Genomic DNA, 18,247 nt, shown 5'->3' with positions numbered 1-18,247 from the left:
TGCAAATAGCCAAACCAAAGCAGAGACAGAATAAGTGGTATTAAGACAATAATTTTTAACACTGTAATGCCTTTTTAAAGAAGATGTTCTAGTTATAACAAGCCGCTTGGCGTTAAACAATCTCTAGCGGTAATATTAGCGTCTACTTTAACGTTGACGGGCGTTTAACCTATTGGGGTGGCCAGAAAATAAACCCACGTCTGTCATTACATCGTCTCAAAACTGTTATAAACGTGTCACCTTAAGTTCGTGTAATAGACCCAAGTTTCATTATAGGTCTATACGTATGTCTGTTCATTCCCTACCTTCAGCGCTGCCCGCTCGCAGTATTCATTTTGCAGAAGTTTTAATGGCGAGAGAGTCGGTAACCCCAATAGACGCGGGCTGCCAAAGCTACCTGATGTACAAGCTCGAAAAGCTGGGGTTTGTTTGCGAAAAACATAAAGTGAACGGCGTAAAAAACCTCATTGCTAAATGGGGGCACGGTCCACTTCATTTTGCTTTTAGCGGACATACAGATGTTGTCCCTCCGGGGCCTTTAGATAAATGGAAGTCTAATCCTTTCTGCCCGGTAATTAGTCAAAATAAGCTCTATGGCCGTGGCGCGGCGGATATGAAAACAGGTATTGCAGCCATGCTAGCCGCAACAGAGCGAACCATTGCGTCAATGGATAAAAACAACGTTTCCTATTGGTGGTTAATAACTAGCGATGAAGAGGGAGAGGCGGAATGGGGATCAAGATGGATAGCCGAATACCTCTCGTCTCAAAACGTGCATTTGGATATGTGCTTAGTGGGTGAACCTTCAGCGTCTTCGCACACTGGAGACACCATTAAGATTGGGCGTAGAGGTTCACTCTCTGGAACCATCCATGTTACTGGAAAACAAGGCCATGTGGCGTACCCTAAAACTGCCATTAACGCTATTCACAAAGCCACTAAGGTCGTTACGGCACTTACGCAATATCCGTTTGATACAGGAAGCGATGATTTTCCTGGTACCACGCTTCAAGTCACACATATGGATACGGGAAGTTTCACGGATAATATTGTACCAAGTGCTGTTCGTATTGAATTTAACGTACGTTACTCATGGCACTACAATCAAGAAAGCCTATCAACGCTACTTCGCGAGGTGATTAATAGCGTTGATACACAAGCAACGGTCAGTTTTTCACGACCTTGTGAAGCGTATCTGAGCAAACCTAACAATAACGCAGAGGTATGCTTAATTACTTGCATTGAAAAAGCGATCAAATCTGCAACAGGGCGTTATCCAGTGGTGAGCACATCAGGAGGGACTTCAGACGGACGCTTTTTTGCAAGTGAAAGTACGCAGGTGGTAGAGGTAGGGGTTCCCAATACCACTATCCATCAAGTAAACGAACACATTCACTTATCTGATTTACTTACCCTTGAAGATATCTATGCCGACGTTCTTTTAAATGTGGGTGGCAGGTAAAGACACAATGCCGTTCATCAAATTTAAGGCTGCTAGCGTTAAAGATGTTTTAACAGTAAAGGGTTTAGATAACGTCACTAATGATAGCTAATAAGAACTAGTAGAGTAGGTCGCATTTATGCTGCAGCAGAAGAATAACTGAAAAAAGGAGCAATAATGTGATTGCTCCTTTTTTAATTCTGGTTGGTTACTAAAGAGTGTTAGCTGCTGGCTATTGCTAATTGCTGGCGATTAAGCGTTAGGCAGTCGCTTTCAACTGAATGTCAGTGAGGTAACGCTTGCGTTTTTTTTCAGTTAGCGTTTGCATATCGACGACCACGAGGCCATCAATGCAATCGTTGAAGTCAGGATCGACATTAAATCCTAAGAACGCAACGCCTCCCTCCTTTGCTACCTCAGAGTATTGTTTATAAAGCGTTGGAACATTCACTCCCATATTGGCAAGTAAATGCTTCAATTGCGTAAATTCCGCTTTATAGTCTTCACCTGTGAACTGATGTAGCGAATCTTGGGTCATTTGATAGGGGCGCTTGCAAGTGGCCTCACCGAATTTCGCAGGGAAATATGTAGAATAAAATTGTACAAGTAAGTCTTTCGCTGGTTCCGGGTACGCGTTACTCAAGGATACTGCACCGAACAGGTATCGATATTTAGGGTAACGACTTAAAAACGCGCCAATGCCAAACCATAGGTAGTCTAAGCTTCGCTTACCCCAGTAGCGTGGCTGCACAAAACTTCTACCAAGCTCCAAGCCTTCTTTAAATAGCTTCTCGTTATTCTCGCTGTAATTGAACAAGGTTGCAGAATACAAACCTGTAGGGTGGTCAGGGGCGGTAAGTAGCTCTGCATCGCCAAAACGATAAGCGCCTACAATTTCCAAATCACTTTCATCCCATAGTACAAGATGATAGTAATGTGAGTCGTATTGATCGATGTCTCTGCGCTTGTTAGTGCCTTCTCCAACCGCTCTAAACGCTACCTCTCTTAGTCGACCTATCTCGCGCATAATGGGCGAGCAGCTTTTGTGCTGATAGAGATAAATAGACTTTCCATCGCCCGTTTCGCCCAAGTGCTCGCACTCACGTATGGCTCTGGCAAGCTCTTTTCTATCCTCTGGCATTGCAATAGAGGCTTGAGTGTGAAAAACGCCTTTTTTATTGCTACCAATACGGTACAAATGGCGCTTAAAGAGCTTAACTTGCTCTTTAAGAGGGATAGTTGTTTGCTGATATGACTCAAAAGGAATAAGTTCACCAATTCGCATAGGAAGATGTTTTTTGCGCTGTTTAAACATCTCTTTAACGAGTAACGCTGTCGCAAGCGGTTTATAAACCATAGAGACACCGTAAAAGAGCGGGCTATTTTTGGCGTCAATGTAAACGGGCAAAATAGGTGCTTTCGCTTGCCTTGCAATGCGCAAAAAACCCGAATGCCAACGAGTATCACGCACACCCTGAGGTCGGAGTCTTGAAACTTCGCCTGCCGGAAAAATGAGGACGGCGCCATCTTTATTCAAATGAGAGTGAATGGCTGACAAATGTTGTTTGGGCGTTCCGCCCTGCATGTTGTTCACTGGGAGCAGCATATCGTGCAATGGCTCAATCGCCATAAGCATTTCGTTTGCAACCACTTTTAGGTCGTGACGCACTTCGCTAACAAGCTTTATCAATGCAAGAGCGTCTAGTGAACCAATAGGATGGTTTGCAATAATGACAACCCTTCCATCGCTAGGAATACGTTCCTTCTCGACATCTCGAGTAGAGTAGCTGATATTAAAATACTCAAGCACTTGCTCTACAAAATCGATATCTTCATAGTGAGGATATGTCTCGCCAAACTCAGTAATTTCACGCTCGTGAAGCAAATGTTTTAATACGAAAGACAGCGACTTAAAAAGAATTGGGTTATTCGCTACCTGAGGATAATGCTTGTTCAGTACTTCGTTTACGGTAAACATAGAACCTATTTCTCTTCCGGTTTTGGCGAACAATAGCAGGGCAATGTGACGTTTTTCACACACTTTGATGGCAGTTATTTGACAATGTTAATGAAATGTAAGTGCGTACTCTGCCTTCCTTAATTTTGTCGGTACAAGAGTGGGTTAGGTGCTTTTAGGCGTGAATAAAACGATTAGAGTGTCGTGGCTCATAAAAAGGTAGAACCCAAAAGCTGACTTTACATAGCAGCTTCAACGGCAATAAAGAATAGGGGCGGAATTGCGCCCCTATGTTGCTAAATGTTTTACGCGGCTTTAGATTGAGAGGATTTCACTGTGATTGACGTAACGCTCGCCGATTCCATGGTATCTAAATAATGAATAAGAGATAGATTACCGTTTTTATCTTCTGCCAACGCACTACAGTTTTCAATCCAGTCGCCGTCATTAATGTAGTGAATACCATTTTCTATACTGCTCTCTGGATGGTGGATGTGACCGCACACCACACCGTCAAGCCCCATCTCATCAGCGCGCTTACAGCATGCTTCTCGATAGCGGGCGATAGCTTCATTAGCCCCTTTGATGTGCTTTTTAATATAACCAGCTAGTGACCAGTATTCTCGTTTTCGCCAAGCGCGAAAGCGGTTAAACTCACGGTTGAGAAAGAGTAATAGGTCATAACCTTTATCGCCAATCCACGCATGAAACTTGCCCATTGTGACATCGCCATCGAATTGATCGCCATGTAAAACTAAATAGCGTTTACCCTGTGCCGTGGTGTGAACCAACTCGCGCTCAATCTCTATATCACCGAAAGCCATACCCGAATATGATTGGATAGGCTCGTCGTGATTTCCGGGTAAATAGACTACCCGTGTACCTTCTTGGCTCATTTGCATAAATTTATGCATCACCTGATTGTGGGCTTTGGGCCAGCGAAATTGCTTAGTCATTTGCCACATGTCAACAATGTCACCTACTAGATATAAGGTGTCTACAGTGATGCTATTTAGGAAGGAAAGTAAGTATTCTGCCTTACAATCGCGGTTTCCTAAATGGATGTCTGAAAGCCAGAGTGTGCGATAGTGTGTCTTTTTCATAGCGGGTTCCCAAAGCGATGCCTCGGACAGACACTATAGGTTTGCAAATTGACAGTACGGTGACGCTTGCTTGACCATTGTGTTACAGCGGTTTCAAATCCCTAACTTATCCGCCACTTCTACAAGTTTTTCTCGCATCCATACATTCACTAAGTCTTCATCGGCGTGTTTGTGCCAGTACATGTGTACGGGGAGTGGGGGGACGTCAAATGGAAGGGGCAGAATTTCGATATCGAATTTATTGCTGAATTGTTGGGCGAATCGCGTTGGCATGGTTAGCAAAAGATCGCATTGGCTAACTACGTTAACGGCAGCAAAGTAGTGTTCACACTGCAATGCGATGTTGCGATGTAAATTGTGCTGAGCAAGGGCTAGATCTACCGTATCTAATTTAGAGTCTTTCAAAGATACAAGCGCATGCTGTGCAACTGAGTAGCTCTTGATACTCGGGTTATCAACGTAGCTATTGCTAGGCGCGCATACTACGACAAACGTTTCTTCGCAGATAAACTGTGAACGAATGTCACGGCTGGTGGGAACTAACGCGTCAATTACGATATCAAGCTCTTTAGCGGCTAAGGCGGGAGCAAGCTCGGGCCAGGTAACCTGTCTGCTATTCACCGTGATATTGGGAGTATGTTTAACAAGCTCAGGAATAAGCACGGGGAAAAATATAGATTCTAAAACATCTCTCAAGCCAAGGTTCACCTGACGGGGTTTATCACTTATATCAAAGCCCACTTTACCTTTTAACGTGCTTTCAAGGGTTTCTATTGATTTTACAACCGATGCAATAATGCCTTGGCAAAATGGGGAAGGCACGACTTGTCGTCCATGACGAATAAACAGCGGGTCATCAAATTTCTCTCGCAGACGACCTAAGGCGTGACTCACCGCAGGCTGAGTAATATGCAGTGCGTTGGCGGCTTTCGTAATGCTGCCCTGATCGTAGACCGCGCGCAGCACAACAAACAAATTTAAGTCTAATTTTCCATGCATATTATTTATGGGTTTCCATAATAAGGCATCATTTTTATTTATTATAAAACAGAGTACACTGGCTTAAATGTTAATAAAAGGTTTCTTTTATAGAGGCTTCTTTTGTAAGGGGCGTGTGCATGCAGGCATCTGTACTTACCGAGGTGTTGTTACCTCTAGCGTTGGCATTTGTTATGTTTGGTATGGGGCTAACGCTAACCCTTGCAGACTTTGCCCGATTACTTAAATCTCCAAAAGCGGTGATAGCGGGTTTTATAGGGCAAATTATATTGCTGCCTATGTTGGCGCTAGGGCTATGTTTAGTTTTTGGTTTGCCCGAATATATTGCTGTTGGTGTCATGGTTTTAGCAGCGTGCCCTGGCGGTACTACCAGTAACTTAATCAGTCATATTGCGAAAGCGAATTTAGCCCTTTCAGTCAGCTTAACTGCTATTTCTACTATTGCTTGTGTATTTACAACGCCGTTCATCATTCAATTTGCTCTTGACTACTTTGTAAAAGAAAACGCGCCAGATTTTTCTATTATTCAAACAGTGATCGGGCTGGTTGGTATATCAATTGTACCGGTCATTTTAGGCATGACCATTCGTCGCTTTAACAGCAGGTTTGCTACTAAAACTGAAAGCTTCTTTCGGCAGTTTTCTATGTACTTCATGTTGCTTATGATTGTGGGCGTGCTGGTTTCAGAAAGAAACAATTTAGCCGCGTCCTTTGAAAGCGCGTTTTTGGTTTGCTTAACCTTAAATTTATCATCGGTATTGTTAGGGCTCGGGCTTGCTAAGCTTTCAAACCTAGCATTTAAAGACTCGCTCACGCTGGCAATTGAAATAGGCGTGCAAAACGCGGCGCTTGCAATGCTGATATGCATTACCTTTTTAGATGCGCCTGATTACGCGATTGCACCTGGTGTATATGGCGTAGCAATGTACATCGGGCCCGCACTATTGGCCCTGTGGGCAAAACGAAAAATGCATAGCGAACAGCCATCAGTGTCACTGCAAAAGACAGAATCAGTTTGATTGGATTGATAAGGCGGTCAATTCGAGCAAATAATGAAGTACTGATTAGCGCTTAACACAATAAAGCGCAACTAAACATAAATGCCGATACAAGAATAATGAAACAAGATCATTTAGGAAACACACAATGCGCATAATAATTACTGGAGGCGCGACCGGCTTGGGTCAAGCCATTGCCCTTAAATGGGCAGATAAATGGGCAAATAAAGAAGGCACTTTTGATATTTGTATTGCTGATATAAACCAAGAAAGAGGGGATGAAACGGTAAATGCACTTATCGCAAAAGGTGCAAATGCATTTTATGTGCATTGTGATATCACCTCGGACAGCGATGTACAAACGCTGGCGCAAACTATCGATTCCCGTTGGGGCGGCGTAGACTATGTTTTTAATAACGCAGGTGTTGCAACCGGCGGTAGCCTCTTAGATGAAAGTATTGAGCAATGGCAGTGGGTTTTCGATATCAACGTGCTGGGTATGGTGAGAGTTAGTCGTGCCCTATTACCGTTAATGCGCAAACAAGGTGGTGGCTACTTTATTAATATTGCATCGCAAGCGGGATTGACGCCAATTCCTTACATGGGTAGTTACAATGCGGTGAAAGCCGCTGTGGTGTCGTTTTCTGAAACCATGAAGTTGGAATTAGCTCCTGACAATATAAATGTGAGTGTGGTATGCCCTAGCTTTTTTAAAACTAACTTAGATGAGTCGATGAGAAGCACTAATCCCGCGTCGCATAAAATGATTAATAAGTTTTTTGCCAAAGCTGACATGACCAAAGAAGATGTTGCCGAGGCTATTTACCAACAGGTTAGTAAAAAGCAGTTTCTTGTTCTTACTCACAAATTGGGTAAACGGGCTTTCTTATTAAAGAAGCTGCTGCCAACTCAGCATTATATCAGCAACATGCTGAATCAAACCAAGACGATGAAACGTGTGATGGAAAAGCAAAATTAAGCCAACAAGTCGAGCATGTTTCGTGGGCACTTTACTACCGCGTGCTAAATAGCTCGCCACAAATCCTTAGCGCGAGAGCATACAGCCGTGCTTTAAAGTAAACGCTTTAAAATAGAATTAGAAAGAAGAATAATCATGCAACAGCAAGTCGTAGACAAGGCCGATAGCGTGCGCGCAGGCGAAGAACTAGATGTGGATGCAGTACATCATTGGCTTAAAAGTAATCTTAGTTCATCTGACCCATCACTTTTAGCTGCAATAAAAAACAGCGATAACCTACCTAGAGTTACCCAATATTCAGGTGGTGCCTCTAATTGGACATATTGTCTAGATTACCCCGACACCTCGCTCATTTTGCGCAGAGCGCCCGCAGGTACCAAAGCGAAAGGTGCACACGATATGGCGCGGGAGTACCGATTACAACATGCGTTAAAGCCTGTTTATCGCTACGTGCCAGAAATGCTTGGGTTATGTGAAGATGACAACGTGATAGGGACGGACTTTTATGTAATGGAAAAGTTCACCGGTGTTATCCCACGCAAAAATTTACCCCGAGGTTTAGACACCACAGAGCAGCAAACGAAACAGCTTTGTACAAATGTACTTGATAGTTTAATTGAGCTGCATAAAGTCGATTACCAAAAAGCAGGGCTTGAGCACCTTGGAAAAGGCGCAGGATATATAGAACGGCAAATCAGCGGGTGGAGCGAACGCTACAGTAAAGCGAAAACTTGGAACGTTCCTTCGGGCAAAAAGGTTATGCGCTGGCTTGAAAGAAACCTGCCTGATAACGAGCGTATTTGTATAACCCACAATGATTTTCGTTTCGATAATGTGGTGTTAAAACCGGACAACTACACGCAGATTATCGGTGTGTTAGATTGGGAATTGGCAACGTTAGGCGATCCGCTTATGGATTTGGGCAATACATTAGCGTATTGGGTTCAAGCTGATGATGACTTCTTAGCGCAATCAACCCGCCGCCAGCCCACGCATTTACCGGGAATGTTTACCCGTAAGCAGGTGGTAGCCTACTACTGCAAAGAAATGGAGTTAGATGTAGAGGACTTTACTTTTTATGAGGTGTACGGACTTTTTCGGTTAGCAGGTATAGCCCAGCAAATTTACTACCGTTATCACCACAATCAAACAAACAATCCGGCGTTTAAAAACTTCTGGATCTTTATTCATTACTTAATGTGGCGCTGTAATAAGGCCATTAAAGCATCAGGAAAACGATAATGACAACAAGAAACAATATTCTGATCACAGGCGCAAGTTCTGGTTTAGGGAAAGGTATGGCCATAGAGTTTGCTAAACAAGGCTGTAACTTGGCTTTGTGTGCAAGGCGTTTTGAAAACTTAGAAAAGCTGAAAGAAGAGTTGCTTTCAATAAATCCGAAGATTGACGTGTATATTCGGTCGCTGGATGTTAACGATCACGATGCGGTTTTTGAAGTATTCGACGCATTTAAAGCCGACATGGGAACCCTCGATAGGGTAATTGTGAACGCTGGTATGGGAAAAGGGGCGTCCGTTGGGACCGGCTACTTTCATGCAAACAAGCAAACAGCGGTGACTAACTTTGTATCAGCACTAGCTCAGTGTGAAGCGGCAATGGCTATTTTCCGAGCGCAAAATAGCGGCCATTTGGTCACAATCTCTTCAATTAGCGCTGTGCGTGGGTTTAGGCGCGCAATGACGGTGTATGCGGCAACGAAAGCCGGCTTAACGTCTATGACCGAAGGTATTCGAATGGATGTGATGAACACCCCAATTAAAGTAACCTGTATTCACCCAGGCTTTATTCGCAGCGAGATTAATGAAAAGGTAGAGAAGGTGCCGTTTATCGTTGATACCGATGTGGGCTGTCGAGCTATGGTGAAGGCGATAAATAAAGAAAAGGCGAATGCCTTTGTACCAAGCTGGCCGTGGGCTATCTTACACTGGATAATGCGTATTGCACCGGCAAGTTCAATAAGGAAAATGAGCTAGGACGTAAAGCAAAATGCAGATACAAAAAAAGCGCCGAAAGGCGCTTTTTTAACTACTAATCGTAAAGATTAACCTAGTGCTTTAATTTGCGCAGCTAGACGGCTCTTATGACGAGCAGCTTTGTTTTTGTGAATCAAGCCTTTAGTAGCCATTCTGTCAAGTACTGGAGTAGCAGCAGTAAGTGCAGCTTGAGCCGCTTCTTTGTCACCGCTTGCAATTGCAGCGATTACTTTCTTGATGCTTGTACGTGTCATTGAACGGCGGCTAGCGTTATGCTGGCGACGCTTTTCGGCTTGGATTGCACGCTTCTTAGCAGACTTAATGTTAGCCAAGGTGTAACTCCCAAAATAAATTCATGTCAAAAACGAGGGTGCGGATTGTGCCTACCAAACGCCCAAATGTCAAACGATTTAAGAGTTAAATCGTTTCGCGATAAAACGCGCAAGCTATTGAACACAAAGTATGCTCAACACGTTGCACATTCTTTGCGACATTTTTGCAGAAAGCCTTTAGCGAACAAGTAAGCCTTTAGCGACCAAATAAGCCTTTAGCGACTTAAAAGAGCCTTTAGCGACTTAAAAGAGCCTTTAGCGACCAAGAGAGCCTCTAGCAACTTAATGAAAAACCGTCAGCAATTCTCAATAATTGAAGAATCCCCAACGACATTTCCCTGCGACATCAGAGCGGAAAGCCAAGCATAAACATAGCATCCCATATCGGGCGCGGATTATAGCAATAAACCGAGCGAAGATGCACAACTTATTTTGAAGAAATCGTTTCGCCTGCCTGAGCCTTTCGTTATTATGGCTCGCTACGAAAAGTAGTGCTGGCTGTTTACCGTGTGTATTCCACAGATAAGGGAAGACATTGTCCAACGTACACAGCAGCTATGTTACGAATAGGGCTTTTTCGGGAAAGCCGAACTTTTACCTTCTCATCTGGAAATGTGACGTGTCACGGAAGTTAATTAAATCAGGTCTTATAGTTAGCGTAATGACCTTAGTCTCTCGCGTGTTGGGGTTGGTACGAGACGTGGTTGTCGCTCGATTGATGGGCGATGGTGCTGCTGCGGATGTATTCTTCTTTGCCAATAAAATCCCTAATTTTCTTCGGCGTTTGTTTGCTGAGGGGGCGTTCGCTCAGGCTTTTATTCCCGTATTGACGGAAGTTCATGCCAATGACGATAAAAAACAACTCCGTGAATTTGTTGCCAAAATTAGCGGCACATTAGGAGCGATTGTTTTTGTCGTCTCCATCATAGGCGTCATTGCGTCCCCCGTGCTTGCGGCGCTTTTTGGTACAGGGTGGTTTATCGCTTGGTTAGAAGGCGATGAAGCAGGTGATAAGTTTGTCCTCGCTTCAACCATGTTAAAAATAACATTTCCATACTTAGCGTTTATTTCACTAACAGGGCTTTCAGGTGCAATTCTAAATACGCTAAATAAATTTGCCGTAGCCGCATTCACGCCAGTATTGCTCAACGTTTGTATTATCGCATGCGCTATTTATCTGTCTCCAATGTTGCCGCAGCCTGCTTATGCGTTGGCTTGGGGTGTTTTTATCGGCGGGATAGTTCAGTTTGTATTTCAGCTCCCTTTTTTATTTAGAGCTGGATTATTGGTGAAGCCTAAATGGGGATGGCACGATGAAAATGTCGTGAAAGTAAGAACGCTGATGATCCCCGCATTGTTTGGGGTGTCGGTTGGGCAAATTAATCTGTTGTTCGACACTTTTATCGCGAGCTTCCTTGTAACCGGCTCAATCAGCTGGCTGTACTACTCTGACAGATTGCTTGAGTTTCCTTTAGGCCTTTTCGGTATTGCAATTGCTACCGTTATTCTTCCCACACTGTCGCGAAACCACGTAAGTAACAACCCTAAAGCCTTTGCTGCAAATATAGACTGGGCGTTTCGCATGGTGTGTCTATTAGGTATACCAGCGGCAGTCGGCTTAGGTGTCATGGCTCGGCCCATTCTAACGGTCATTTTTCAGCGAGGCGCGTTTACTGCTGAAACAGCAATAATGGCGTCGTACTCATTAACCGCGTACTCGTTTGGCCTATTGAGCTTTATGCTCGTGAAAGTTCTGGCCCCTGGTTTTTATTCGCGGCAAGACACCAAAACGCCCGTTAGGTTTGGTATTTGGTGCATGGTAGCCAATATGGTGTTCAACGTTGTTTTGGCTATCCCTTTCGGTTATGTGGGGCTAGCGATCGCCACCAGTATGTCGGCTACACTTAACGCTGCATTACTCTATATAACGCTACATCGGCAAGGCGTCTTCGCACTAAGTCGTACGTCCGTGTTATTTATTGCTCGTGTTCTCTTGTCTAGTGCTGCCATGGGCGGACTTATTTATTATCGCGATAAAGGGTTGGCCTTCTTTGATTTATCTCTATCCGCCCAAATGTTAGAAGTAGGAATTACGATCGCACTTTCAGTTGTGCTCTTCTTGGTCACCATGCTCGTTTTAGGTATGCGTCCTAGACACTTCAGAAGTGGCGGCGGGTGATTTTCGTATACGGTGATTGATGCTGGATTTAATAGCTTTTTCAGTTTTTTTGAATGCGGAGTTGCAGCAAGAGTTCAATCGCGCGGTAAGTAGGGCGGGTGTGCTTGGTATTGTGCTCGGTGTCGGCTATAATCGCGAGCTTTGATTTTCTAGCAGTTAAAAGGTAGTGGCTAACAGTGGAATTTATCCGCGGGCTAAACAATGTAAAACCGCACCATAAAGGGTGTGTGCTCACTATTGGCAAGTTCGACGGCGTACACCGTGGTCATCAAGCTGTGCTAGCCAATGTGCTTGAAAAAGCAAAGTCGCTAGCACTTCCTGCCACCGTCATGGTGTTTGAACCGCAGCCTGAAGAAGTCTTTATGCCAGACAAGGCACCGGCGCGCATCAGTCCTCTTCGTGAAAAATATGAGTTGTTGCGACAGCAAGGCGTGGACAGGTTACTCGCGGTAAGATTTAACGCAGAATTTGCCAAACAAAGTGCTGACACTTTCGTACATGACTTACTCGTCGATAAGCTAGGTGTAAAGTTTTTAGTTGTGGGAGACGACTTTCGTTTTGGAAATGGTCGTAAGGGCGACTTCCAAATGCTGCAAGCGGCAGGCAAGCAATATGGTTTTGACGTGGTAAGCACTCACAGCTTTACTATGCACGCTCATCGCATAAGCTCTACAGCAGTTCGCGATGCGTTAGCCGAAGGTGAATTTGGGCTTGCAACAGAAATGCTGGGGCGTCCCTTTGCTATTCATGGCAGAGTGGTTCATGGTGAGAAAAAAGGCCGTACCATTGGTTTCCCTACAGCGAATGTCATGCTGAAACGCCAAAAAACGCCTATTCATGGTGTGTTTGCGGTTCGTGTTGACGTAGATGGAAAGCACTTTAATGGTGTTGCTAATATTGGCACCCGACCTACTGTGAATGGCGTGAGAAACCAACTTGAAGTACACATTTTTGATTTGTCATCCGATTTATATGGCAAGCCTATAACGGTGTTTCCGATGGCAAAAATAAGAGATGAAATTAAATTTGATTCTTTCGAAGCGTTGAAAGAGCAAATTCAAGCAGATGCAGCACAAGCGCGTCTGTTATTAGCATAGTTAAACGTGATAAAGTCACGAAAAGTTTTTGCGCGTATCAGTTTTATTGAGCTCGATTTTTTTAACGTGGATCCTTGTTCGCGTAACGCGTTAGTAAGTCACTGTGCTAGAACATATAACGTCAGCCTTGCGCTAGTAAGAACGACACACAGTTTTACGTTGAACCTTTTACATTCAGCGTTTTAATTTGAACATCGCAAAATGAATATCGCCTTCACAATGTTTTAGTGCATTGGGTGAAAATTAAGGTAACCGGATAATACAATTTTATGAGTGATTACAAAGCCACACTAAACCTTCCAGAAACTGCGTTCCCGATGCGCGGTAACCTTGCTCAGCGCGAGCCGAAAATGCTTAAAGACTGGCAGGAGAAAGGGGTATACAGCAAAATTCGTGAAGCGAAAAAAGGCAAAAAGCCATTCATTCTGCACGATGGCCCTCCTTATGCAAACGGCGATATTCACATTGGTCACGCGGTTAACAAAATTCTTAAAGACATTATTGTAAAGTCGAAAAACCTTTCTGACTTCGATTCTCCGTACGTTCCAGGTTGGGATTGTCACGGTCTTCCTATTGAATTGATGGTGGAAAAGAAAGTTGGCAAGCCGGGCAAGAAAGTCACGGCAGCTGAATTTCGTCAAAAATGTCGCGAATATGCACAAAAGCAAATTGACGGCCAAATGGCTGACTTTAAACGCTTAGGAGTGTTTGGTGAATGGGATAACCCATACAAAACAATGGACTTCAAATCTGAAGCCGACATCATTCGCGCGTTAAGTAAAATAGTAGATTCAGGGCATTTGGAAAAAGGCTTTAAGCCCGTTCACTGGTGTACAGACTGCGGTTCGGCACTTGCTGAAGCAGAAGTTGAATACAAAGATAAAGTGTCTCCAGCTATTGATGTTAAGTTCCCGGTGGCTGATGTGGCTGCAATTGCAAAAGCGTTTGGCGTGTCTGAAGATGACTTGGTCACACACAAAGCAGGTGTTGTCATATGGACCACTACACCTTGGACTCTTCCAGCTAACCGCGCTATCAGCTTACATCCAGAGCTTACTTACGCAATAGTGGAGGTTCAGCCTTCAAACGAATGGTTCGTGGTAGCGCAAGATTTGCTAGAAAGCTGCATGACCCGCTATGGTGTTGAAGATTTCCGCGAAGTCGCAACCTGTACTGGTGCAGCACTTGATAAGCTAAAAGTGAATCACCCATTCTTAGATTTAGAAGTGCCGCTTATTCTAGGTGACCATGTTACTACTGAATCAGGTACAGGGTGCGTACACACAGCGCCTGCTCACGGTGTAGACGATTTTAACGTGGGTAAGCAGTACGATATCGAAGTGTATAACCCGGTTGGTAACAACGGTGTTTATCTTGAAAATACGCCTCTTTTTGCTGGTCAGTTCGTATTCAAAGCTAACGATGAAATTATCGAAACGGTAAAAGAGAAGGGCAACCTTGTCTTAAACGTAAAATACGAGCACAGCTACCCGCACTGCTGGCGCCACAAAACGCCAATCATTTTCCGCGCTACGCCTCAGTGGTTTGTAAGCATGGATAAAAAAGGCCTTCGCGCTGAATCTCTTGAGCAAATTAAGCAAACCAAATGGATCCCAGATTGGGGCCAAAACCGCATTGAGAAAATGGTTGAAGGTCGTCCAGACTGGTGTATCTCACGTCAACGTACCTGGGGCGTACCAATTCCTTTGTACGTGCATAAACTTACCGGTGAAATTCATCCAGAGTCTTCAGCATTGATGGAAAAAGTAGCGCTAGAAGTTGAAGCTAAGGGGATTCAAGCATGGTGGGATTTGGATGATGCAGTACTACTTGGCAGCGAGCTAGAAAACTACGAAAAAGTGACCGATACCTTAGACGTGTGGTTTGATTCAGGCGTCACTCACTACTTTGTTGTTGACCGTCGAGACGACATTCCGGCATCGGCTGATTTATACCTTGAAGGTTCTGACCAGCATCGTGGTTGGTTCATGTCTTCGCTAATGTCATCGACTGCCATGCACGGTCACGCGCCTTACAAAGAAGTGCTAACCCACGGCTTTACGGTAGATGCTCACGGCAGAAAAATGTCGAAGTCGGTAGGCAATGTTGTAGCGCCTCAGGAAGTCACTAACAAGTTAGGCGCAGACATCCTTCGTCTATGGGTGGCGTCTACTGACTATCGCGGAGAAATTGCGGTATCAGATGAAATATTAAAGCGTGCTGCCGATGGCTACCGCCGCGTACGTAACACCGCGCGTTTCTTACTTGCGAATCTTAACGGTTTCAAAGTAGAAGATGCGGTTGCAGAAGAGGATATGGTAGCACTTGACCGCTGGATTGTTGCGCGCGCTAAGGCACTTCAAGAAGAGCTAATCGAAGCATATAACAACTATGACTTGCTGGTAGTGTCGCAGAAACTTACCCACTTCTGTTCGATAGAGCTGGGAGCGTTCTACTTAGACGTAATTAAAGATCGTCAGTATACAGCCAAAGCAGATGGTGTGGCCCGTCGTTCATGCCAAACGGCGATGTACCATATCGTTGAAGCTTTAGTTCGCTGGATGGCACCGATTACCAGCTTTACTGCGCAAGAAATCTGGGAAAGTTTACCAGGCGAGCGCAGCGAATTTGTATTTACCGAAACCTGGTACGAAGGTTTTAATGACTTCACGCAGAGCGACACGTTTAACGATGCCCTGTGGCATCAGGTGCTAAGGGTAAAAGACGCGGCAAACCAAGCGATGGAACAGGCGCGTAAAGAAGGCGCGCTAGGTGGGTCACTTGAAGCGACTATATCGCTCTACGCTACCGAGTCGCTTTACAACGTGCTAGCTAAGCTAGAAGACGAACTGCGTTTTGTGCTTATCACGTCAGGCGTTACCCTTGAGAAAGTAGACGGTGCGCCATCTGATGCAAAAGCTACGGACGTTGAAGGTTTATGGTTAAGCGTTGACAAAGCAAGCGGCGAGAAATGCGTACGCTGCTGGCATCACCGTGAAGATGTAGGTTCACACGAAGGTCACGAAGAACTGTGTGGTCGCTGTGTGACAAATATCGACGGTGACGGAGAAGAGCGTCACTATGCTTAAGCTTTTTCGCGAAACAGGCTTGCGTTTCTTATGGATAAGCGCAATTGCGTTTATCCTTGATCAATGGAGTAAGTATACGGTTATTGACAGCATGTCGCTCTATCAGTCGATACAGGTATTGCCGTTTTTTAATTTTACTTACGTGCACAATTATGGCGCTGCATTTAGCTTTTTAGAAAATGCTGGAGGCTGGCAGCGCTGGTTCTTTACTACCATCGCTGTTGTAGTGAGTGCTGTCATTTTATGGTGGCTGAAACAGTCACCTCGATCGCAAAAGATGCTGCCGGTTGCTTTTGCCTTTATTTTAGGTGGCGCACTGGGTAACGTTTACGACCGTCTAGTTCATGGCTATGTCATCGACTTTTTAGATTTTTACGTAAACAATTACCACTGGCCGGCTTTCAACATTGCCGACAGCGCAATATTTATAGGCGCGGCTTTACTGATTATCGACATGTTTAAAAATAGCGATAAACAGCGTGAAGCAACCGGTGCAGAGGCGCAAACTGACTCTGCTGATAATAGCGAAACCATTAAGTAGTATTTGGATAGGTTATGACTGACTCATTATTAATTGGCGCTGACAGCGAAGTAATTCTTCATTTTGATTTAAAGCTAGAAGATGGCTCTGCCGCGGACAGCACTCGCGTAAACAATAAACCTGCCAAAATGGTAATGGGCGACGGTAGCCTTACGCCGAATTTTGAGGCCTGTTTACTTGGACTGAAAAAAGGTGATAAAAAAGCGTTTACGCTAGCGGCTAACGACGCATTCGGCGAGCCTAATCCGAACAATATCCACTACATGGATAGAAGTCGTTTTAGCGCTGATTTGAAGATAGAAGAAGGCATGATTTTAGCTTTTTCTCAGCCTGATGGTTCAGAAATTCCGGGGATAATCCGAAGCGCTGCTGGCGACTCTGTAACAGTAGACTTCAATCACCCACTAGCAGGGCAAACGGTTATTTTTGATGTTGAAATTATCGATGTAAAACCTGGCGTGTCAGCACAAGGTGGAAACTAGTTATGCAAATACATTTAGCTAATCCTCGTGGCTTTTGCGCAGGGGTCGACAGAGCTATCACCATAGTTGAGCGAGCCCTCGAAATGTTTGAACCGCCAATTTATGTGCGCCACGAAGTGGTACATAACAAATTCGTGGTTGATGGACTGCGTGAGCGCGGCGCGCTATTTGTAGATGAACTTCACGAGGTTCCAGACGACAGCATTGTCATTTTTTCTGCCCATGGCGTATCGCAAGCGGTAAGGAAAGAAGCGGAGAGTCGCGGTCTCAAAGTATTCGACGCTACCTGTCCATTGGTCACGAAAGTACATATGGAAGTCACCCGCGCCAGTAAAACAGGGACGGAGTGCATTTTGATAGGTCACGCTGGTCACCCAGAAGTTGAGGGGACGATGGGCCAGTACAGCAACGTTGACGGCGGTATTTATTTAGTTGAATCTGAAGCTGATGTGGCGACACTTGAAGTTAAAGATCCAACCAACCTTTATTACTGCAGCCAAACGACGCTATCTGTTGATGATACTGCTGATGTGATTGACGCGCTTCGCGCTAAATTCCCACATATCAATGGACCACGTAAAGACGATATTTGTTATGCCACTCAGAACCGCCAAGACGCGGTGCGAGACCTCGCTCAAGATTGCCAAATACTTCTTGTTGTTGGTGCGCAGAACAGTTCAAATTCAAATCGGCTTCGCGAGTTAGCGGAAAAAATTGGTGCTAAAGCACATTTAATAGCCGATGCTAACTGTATACAAAAAGAATGGTTAGAGGGTGTAGAGCATATAGGCGTAACTGCTGGCGCGTCTGCGCCAGAAGTGTTGGTGCAAGGCGTTGTTAACAGGCTAAAAGAATGGGGGGCAATCTCTGCCTCTGAACGTTCTGGACGAGAAGAAAATGTTGAATTTGCTGTGCCCAAAGAGTTGAGAGTTAAACAGGTCGTTTAGCCTTAAGGCGTAGCAAACATCTTAAAAAAACACCGCACTTTTTGCGGTGTTTTTTTATGCTTTTGTCTACTGGAAATTCAATAGCTCACGGATACATAATAATACCAGT

General features: G+C 44.6%; 15 protein-coding genes. 11 read left to right on the top strand and 4 right to left on the bottom strand.

Annotated elements, in window-relative coordinates; genetic code table 11:
* Positions 1 to 286 precede the first annotated feature (286 nt).
* A complete protein-coding gene (dapE, locus tag GVO62_RS17265) occupies positions 287 to 1,462 on the top strand; it encodes a succinyl-diaminopimelate desuccinylase (RefSeq protein ID WP_159120312.1) in 1,176 nt (391 codons plus the stop codon).
* A gap of 238 nt (positions 1,463 to 1,700) precedes the next feature.
* On the opposite strand, the gene GVO62_RS17260 is transcribed toward dapE, so the two are convergent.
* The 3 genes from GVO62_RS17260 to GVO62_RS17250 form a co-directional block, all read right to left on the bottom strand.
* Positions 1,701 to 3,419, bottom strand: coding sequence for a GNAT family N-acyltransferase (locus tag GVO62_RS17260; RefSeq protein ID WP_159120311.1), 1,719 nt, complete (start codon positions 3,417 to 3,419; stop codon positions 1,701 to 1,703).
* A gap of 284 nt (positions 3,420 to 3,703) precedes the next feature.
* Positions 3,704 to 4,501, bottom strand: a complete 798-nt coding sequence (locus GVO62_RS17255; RefSeq protein WP_159120310.1) for a UDP-2,3-diacylglucosamine diphosphatase — start codon at positions 4,499 to 4,501, stop codon at positions 3,704 to 3,706.
* A gap of 93 nt (positions 4,502 to 4,594) precedes the next feature.
* Positions 4,595 to 5,500: a LysR family transcriptional regulator gene (locus GVO62_RS17250; RefSeq protein ID WP_159120309.1), complete on the bottom strand. Its 906-nt coding sequence runs from the start codon at positions 5,498 to 5,500 to the stop codon at positions 4,595 to 4,597.
* A gap of 119 nt (positions 5,501 to 5,619) precedes the next feature.
* On the opposite strand from GVO62_RS17250, the gene GVO62_RS17245 reads away from it, so the two are divergent.
* The 4 genes from GVO62_RS17245 (at position 5,620) to GVO62_RS17230 (ending at position 9,471) form a co-directional block, all read left to right on the top strand.
* A complete protein-coding gene (locus GVO62_RS17245) occupies positions 5,620 to 6,519 on the top strand; it encodes a bile acid:sodium symporter family protein (RefSeq protein WP_159120308.1) in 900 nt (299 codons plus the stop codon).
* Between the two features lie 127 nt (positions 6,520 to 6,646).
* Complete coding sequence (locus GVO62_RS17240) at positions 6,647 to 7,477, top strand: SDR family oxidoreductase (RefSeq protein WP_159120307.1); 831 nt, start codon at positions 6,647 to 6,649, stop codon at positions 7,475 to 7,477.
* A gap of 135 nt (positions 7,478 to 7,612) precedes the next feature.
* The gene (locus tag GVO62_RS17235) at positions 7,613 to 8,719 is read left to right on the top strand and encodes a phosphotransferase family protein (RefSeq protein WP_159120306.1); all 1,107 of its coding nucleotides are present in this window, start codon (positions 7,613 to 7,615) and stop codon (positions 8,717 to 8,719) included.
* Entirely contained in the window at positions 8,719 to 9,471 is a 753-nt protein-coding gene (locus tag GVO62_RS17230) for an SDR family oxidoreductase (protein ID WP_159120305.1), read from the top strand. Before GVO62_RS17235 ends, GVO62_RS17230 begins: the two co-directional genes overlap by 1 nt.
* A 68-nt stretch (positions 9,472 to 9,539) precedes the next feature.
* On the opposite strand, the gene rpsT is transcribed toward GVO62_RS17230, so the two are convergent.
* The gene (rpsT, locus tag GVO62_RS17225) at positions 9,540 to 9,803 is read right to left on the bottom strand and encodes a 30S ribosomal protein S20 (protein WP_014950134.1); all 264 of its coding nucleotides are present in this window, start codon (positions 9,801 to 9,803) and stop codon (positions 9,540 to 9,542) included.
* Positions 9,804 to 10,422: 619 nt separating this feature from the next.
* Here rpsT and murJ point away from each other — a divergent pair.
* The 6 genes from murJ to ispH all read left to right on the top strand — a co-directional run bounded on the left by murJ (position 10,423) and on the right by ispH (position 18,138).
* Positions 10,423 to 11,982, top strand: a complete 1,560-nt coding sequence (murJ, locus tag GVO62_RS17220) for a murein biosynthesis integral membrane protein MurJ (protein ID WP_159120304.1) — start codon at positions 10,423 to 10,425, stop codon at positions 11,980 to 11,982.
* A 176-nt stretch (positions 11,983 to 12,158) separates the two neighbouring features.
* Entirely contained in the window at positions 12,159 to 13,079 is a 921-nt protein-coding gene (gene ribF, locus GVO62_RS17215) for a bifunctional riboflavin kinase/FAD synthetase (protein ID WP_159120303.1), read from the top strand.
* Positions 13,080 to 13,348: 269 nt separating this feature from the next.
* Entirely contained in the window at positions 13,349 to 16,168 is a 2,820-nt protein-coding gene (gene ileS, locus GVO62_RS17210; RefSeq protein ID WP_159120302.1) for an isoleucine--tRNA ligase, read from the top strand.
* Positions 16,161 to 16,709, top strand: coding sequence for a signal peptidase II (lspA, locus tag GVO62_RS17205; RefSeq protein WP_159120301.1), 549 nt, complete (start codon positions 16,161 to 16,163; stop codon positions 16,707 to 16,709). Before ileS ends, lspA begins: the two co-directional genes overlap by 8 nt.
* A 14-nt stretch (positions 16,710 to 16,723) precedes the next feature.
* Positions 16,724 to 17,191: an FKBP-type peptidyl-prolyl cis-trans isomerase gene (fkpB, locus tag GVO62_RS17200; protein ID WP_105931681.1), complete on the top strand. Its 468-nt coding sequence runs from the start codon at positions 16,724 to 16,726 to the stop codon at positions 17,189 to 17,191.
* 2 nt (positions 17,192 to 17,193) lie between these two features.
* Positions 17,194 to 18,138: a 4-hydroxy-3-methylbut-2-enyl diphosphate reductase gene (ispH, locus tag GVO62_RS17195; protein ID WP_159120300.1), complete on the top strand. Its 945-nt coding sequence runs from the start codon at positions 17,194 to 17,196 to the stop codon at positions 18,136 to 18,138.
* Positions 18,139 to 18,247 lie beyond the last annotated feature (109 nt).

The sequence above is a fragment of the Alteromonas sp. KUL150 genome, assembly GCF_009811475.1.
Classification (GTDB): domain Bacteria; phylum Pseudomonadota; class Gammaproteobacteria; order Enterobacterales; family Alteromonadaceae; genus Alteromonas; species Alteromonas gracilis.
Note: the sequence above shows the minus strand (reverse complement) of the source record. Positions and strands in the feature narration are given on the sequence as shown.

Coding starts and splice junctions, on each gene's coding strand:
- dapE (WP_159120312.1), top strand. CDS start 287: ATGTCTGTTCATTCCCTACCTTCAGCGCTGCCCGCTCGCAGTATTCAT.
- GVO62_RS17260 (WP_159120311.1), bottom strand. CDS start 3,419: ATGTTTACCGTAAACGAAGTACTGAACAAGCATTATCCTCAGGTAGCG.
- GVO62_RS17255 (WP_159120310.1), bottom strand. CDS start 4,501: ATGAAAAAGACACACTATCGCACACTCTGGCTTTCAGACATCCATTTA.
- GVO62_RS17250 (WP_159120309.1), bottom strand. CDS start 5,500: ATGCATGGAAAATTAGACTTAAATTTGTTTGTTGTGCTGCGCGCGGTC.
- GVO62_RS17245 (WP_159120308.1), top strand. CDS start 5,620: ATGCAGGCATCTGTACTTACCGAGGTGTTGTTACCTCTAGCGTTGGCA.
- GVO62_RS17240 (WP_159120307.1), top strand. CDS start 6,647: ATGCGCATAATAATTACTGGAGGCGCGACCGGCTTGGGTCAAGCCATT.
- GVO62_RS17235 (WP_159120306.1), top strand. CDS start 7,613: ATGCAACAGCAAGTCGTAGACAAGGCCGATAGCGTGCGCGCAGGCGAA.
- GVO62_RS17230 (WP_159120305.1), top strand. CDS start 8,719: ATGACAACAAGAAACAATATTCTGATCACAGGCGCAAGTTCTGGTTTA.
- ileS (WP_159120302.1), top strand. CDS start 13,349: ATGAGTGATTACAAAGCCACACTAAACCTTCCAGAAACTGCGTTCCCG.
- lspA (WP_159120301.1), top strand. CDS start 16,161: ATGCTTAAGCTTTTTCGCGAAACAGGCTTGCGTTTCTTATGGATAAGC.
- fkpB (WP_105931681.1), top strand. CDS start 16,724: ATGACTGACTCATTATTAATTGGCGCTGACAGCGAAGTAATTCTTCAT.
- ispH (WP_159120300.1), top strand. CDS start 17,194: ATGCAAATACATTTAGCTAATCCTCGTGGCTTTTGCGCAGGGGTCGAC.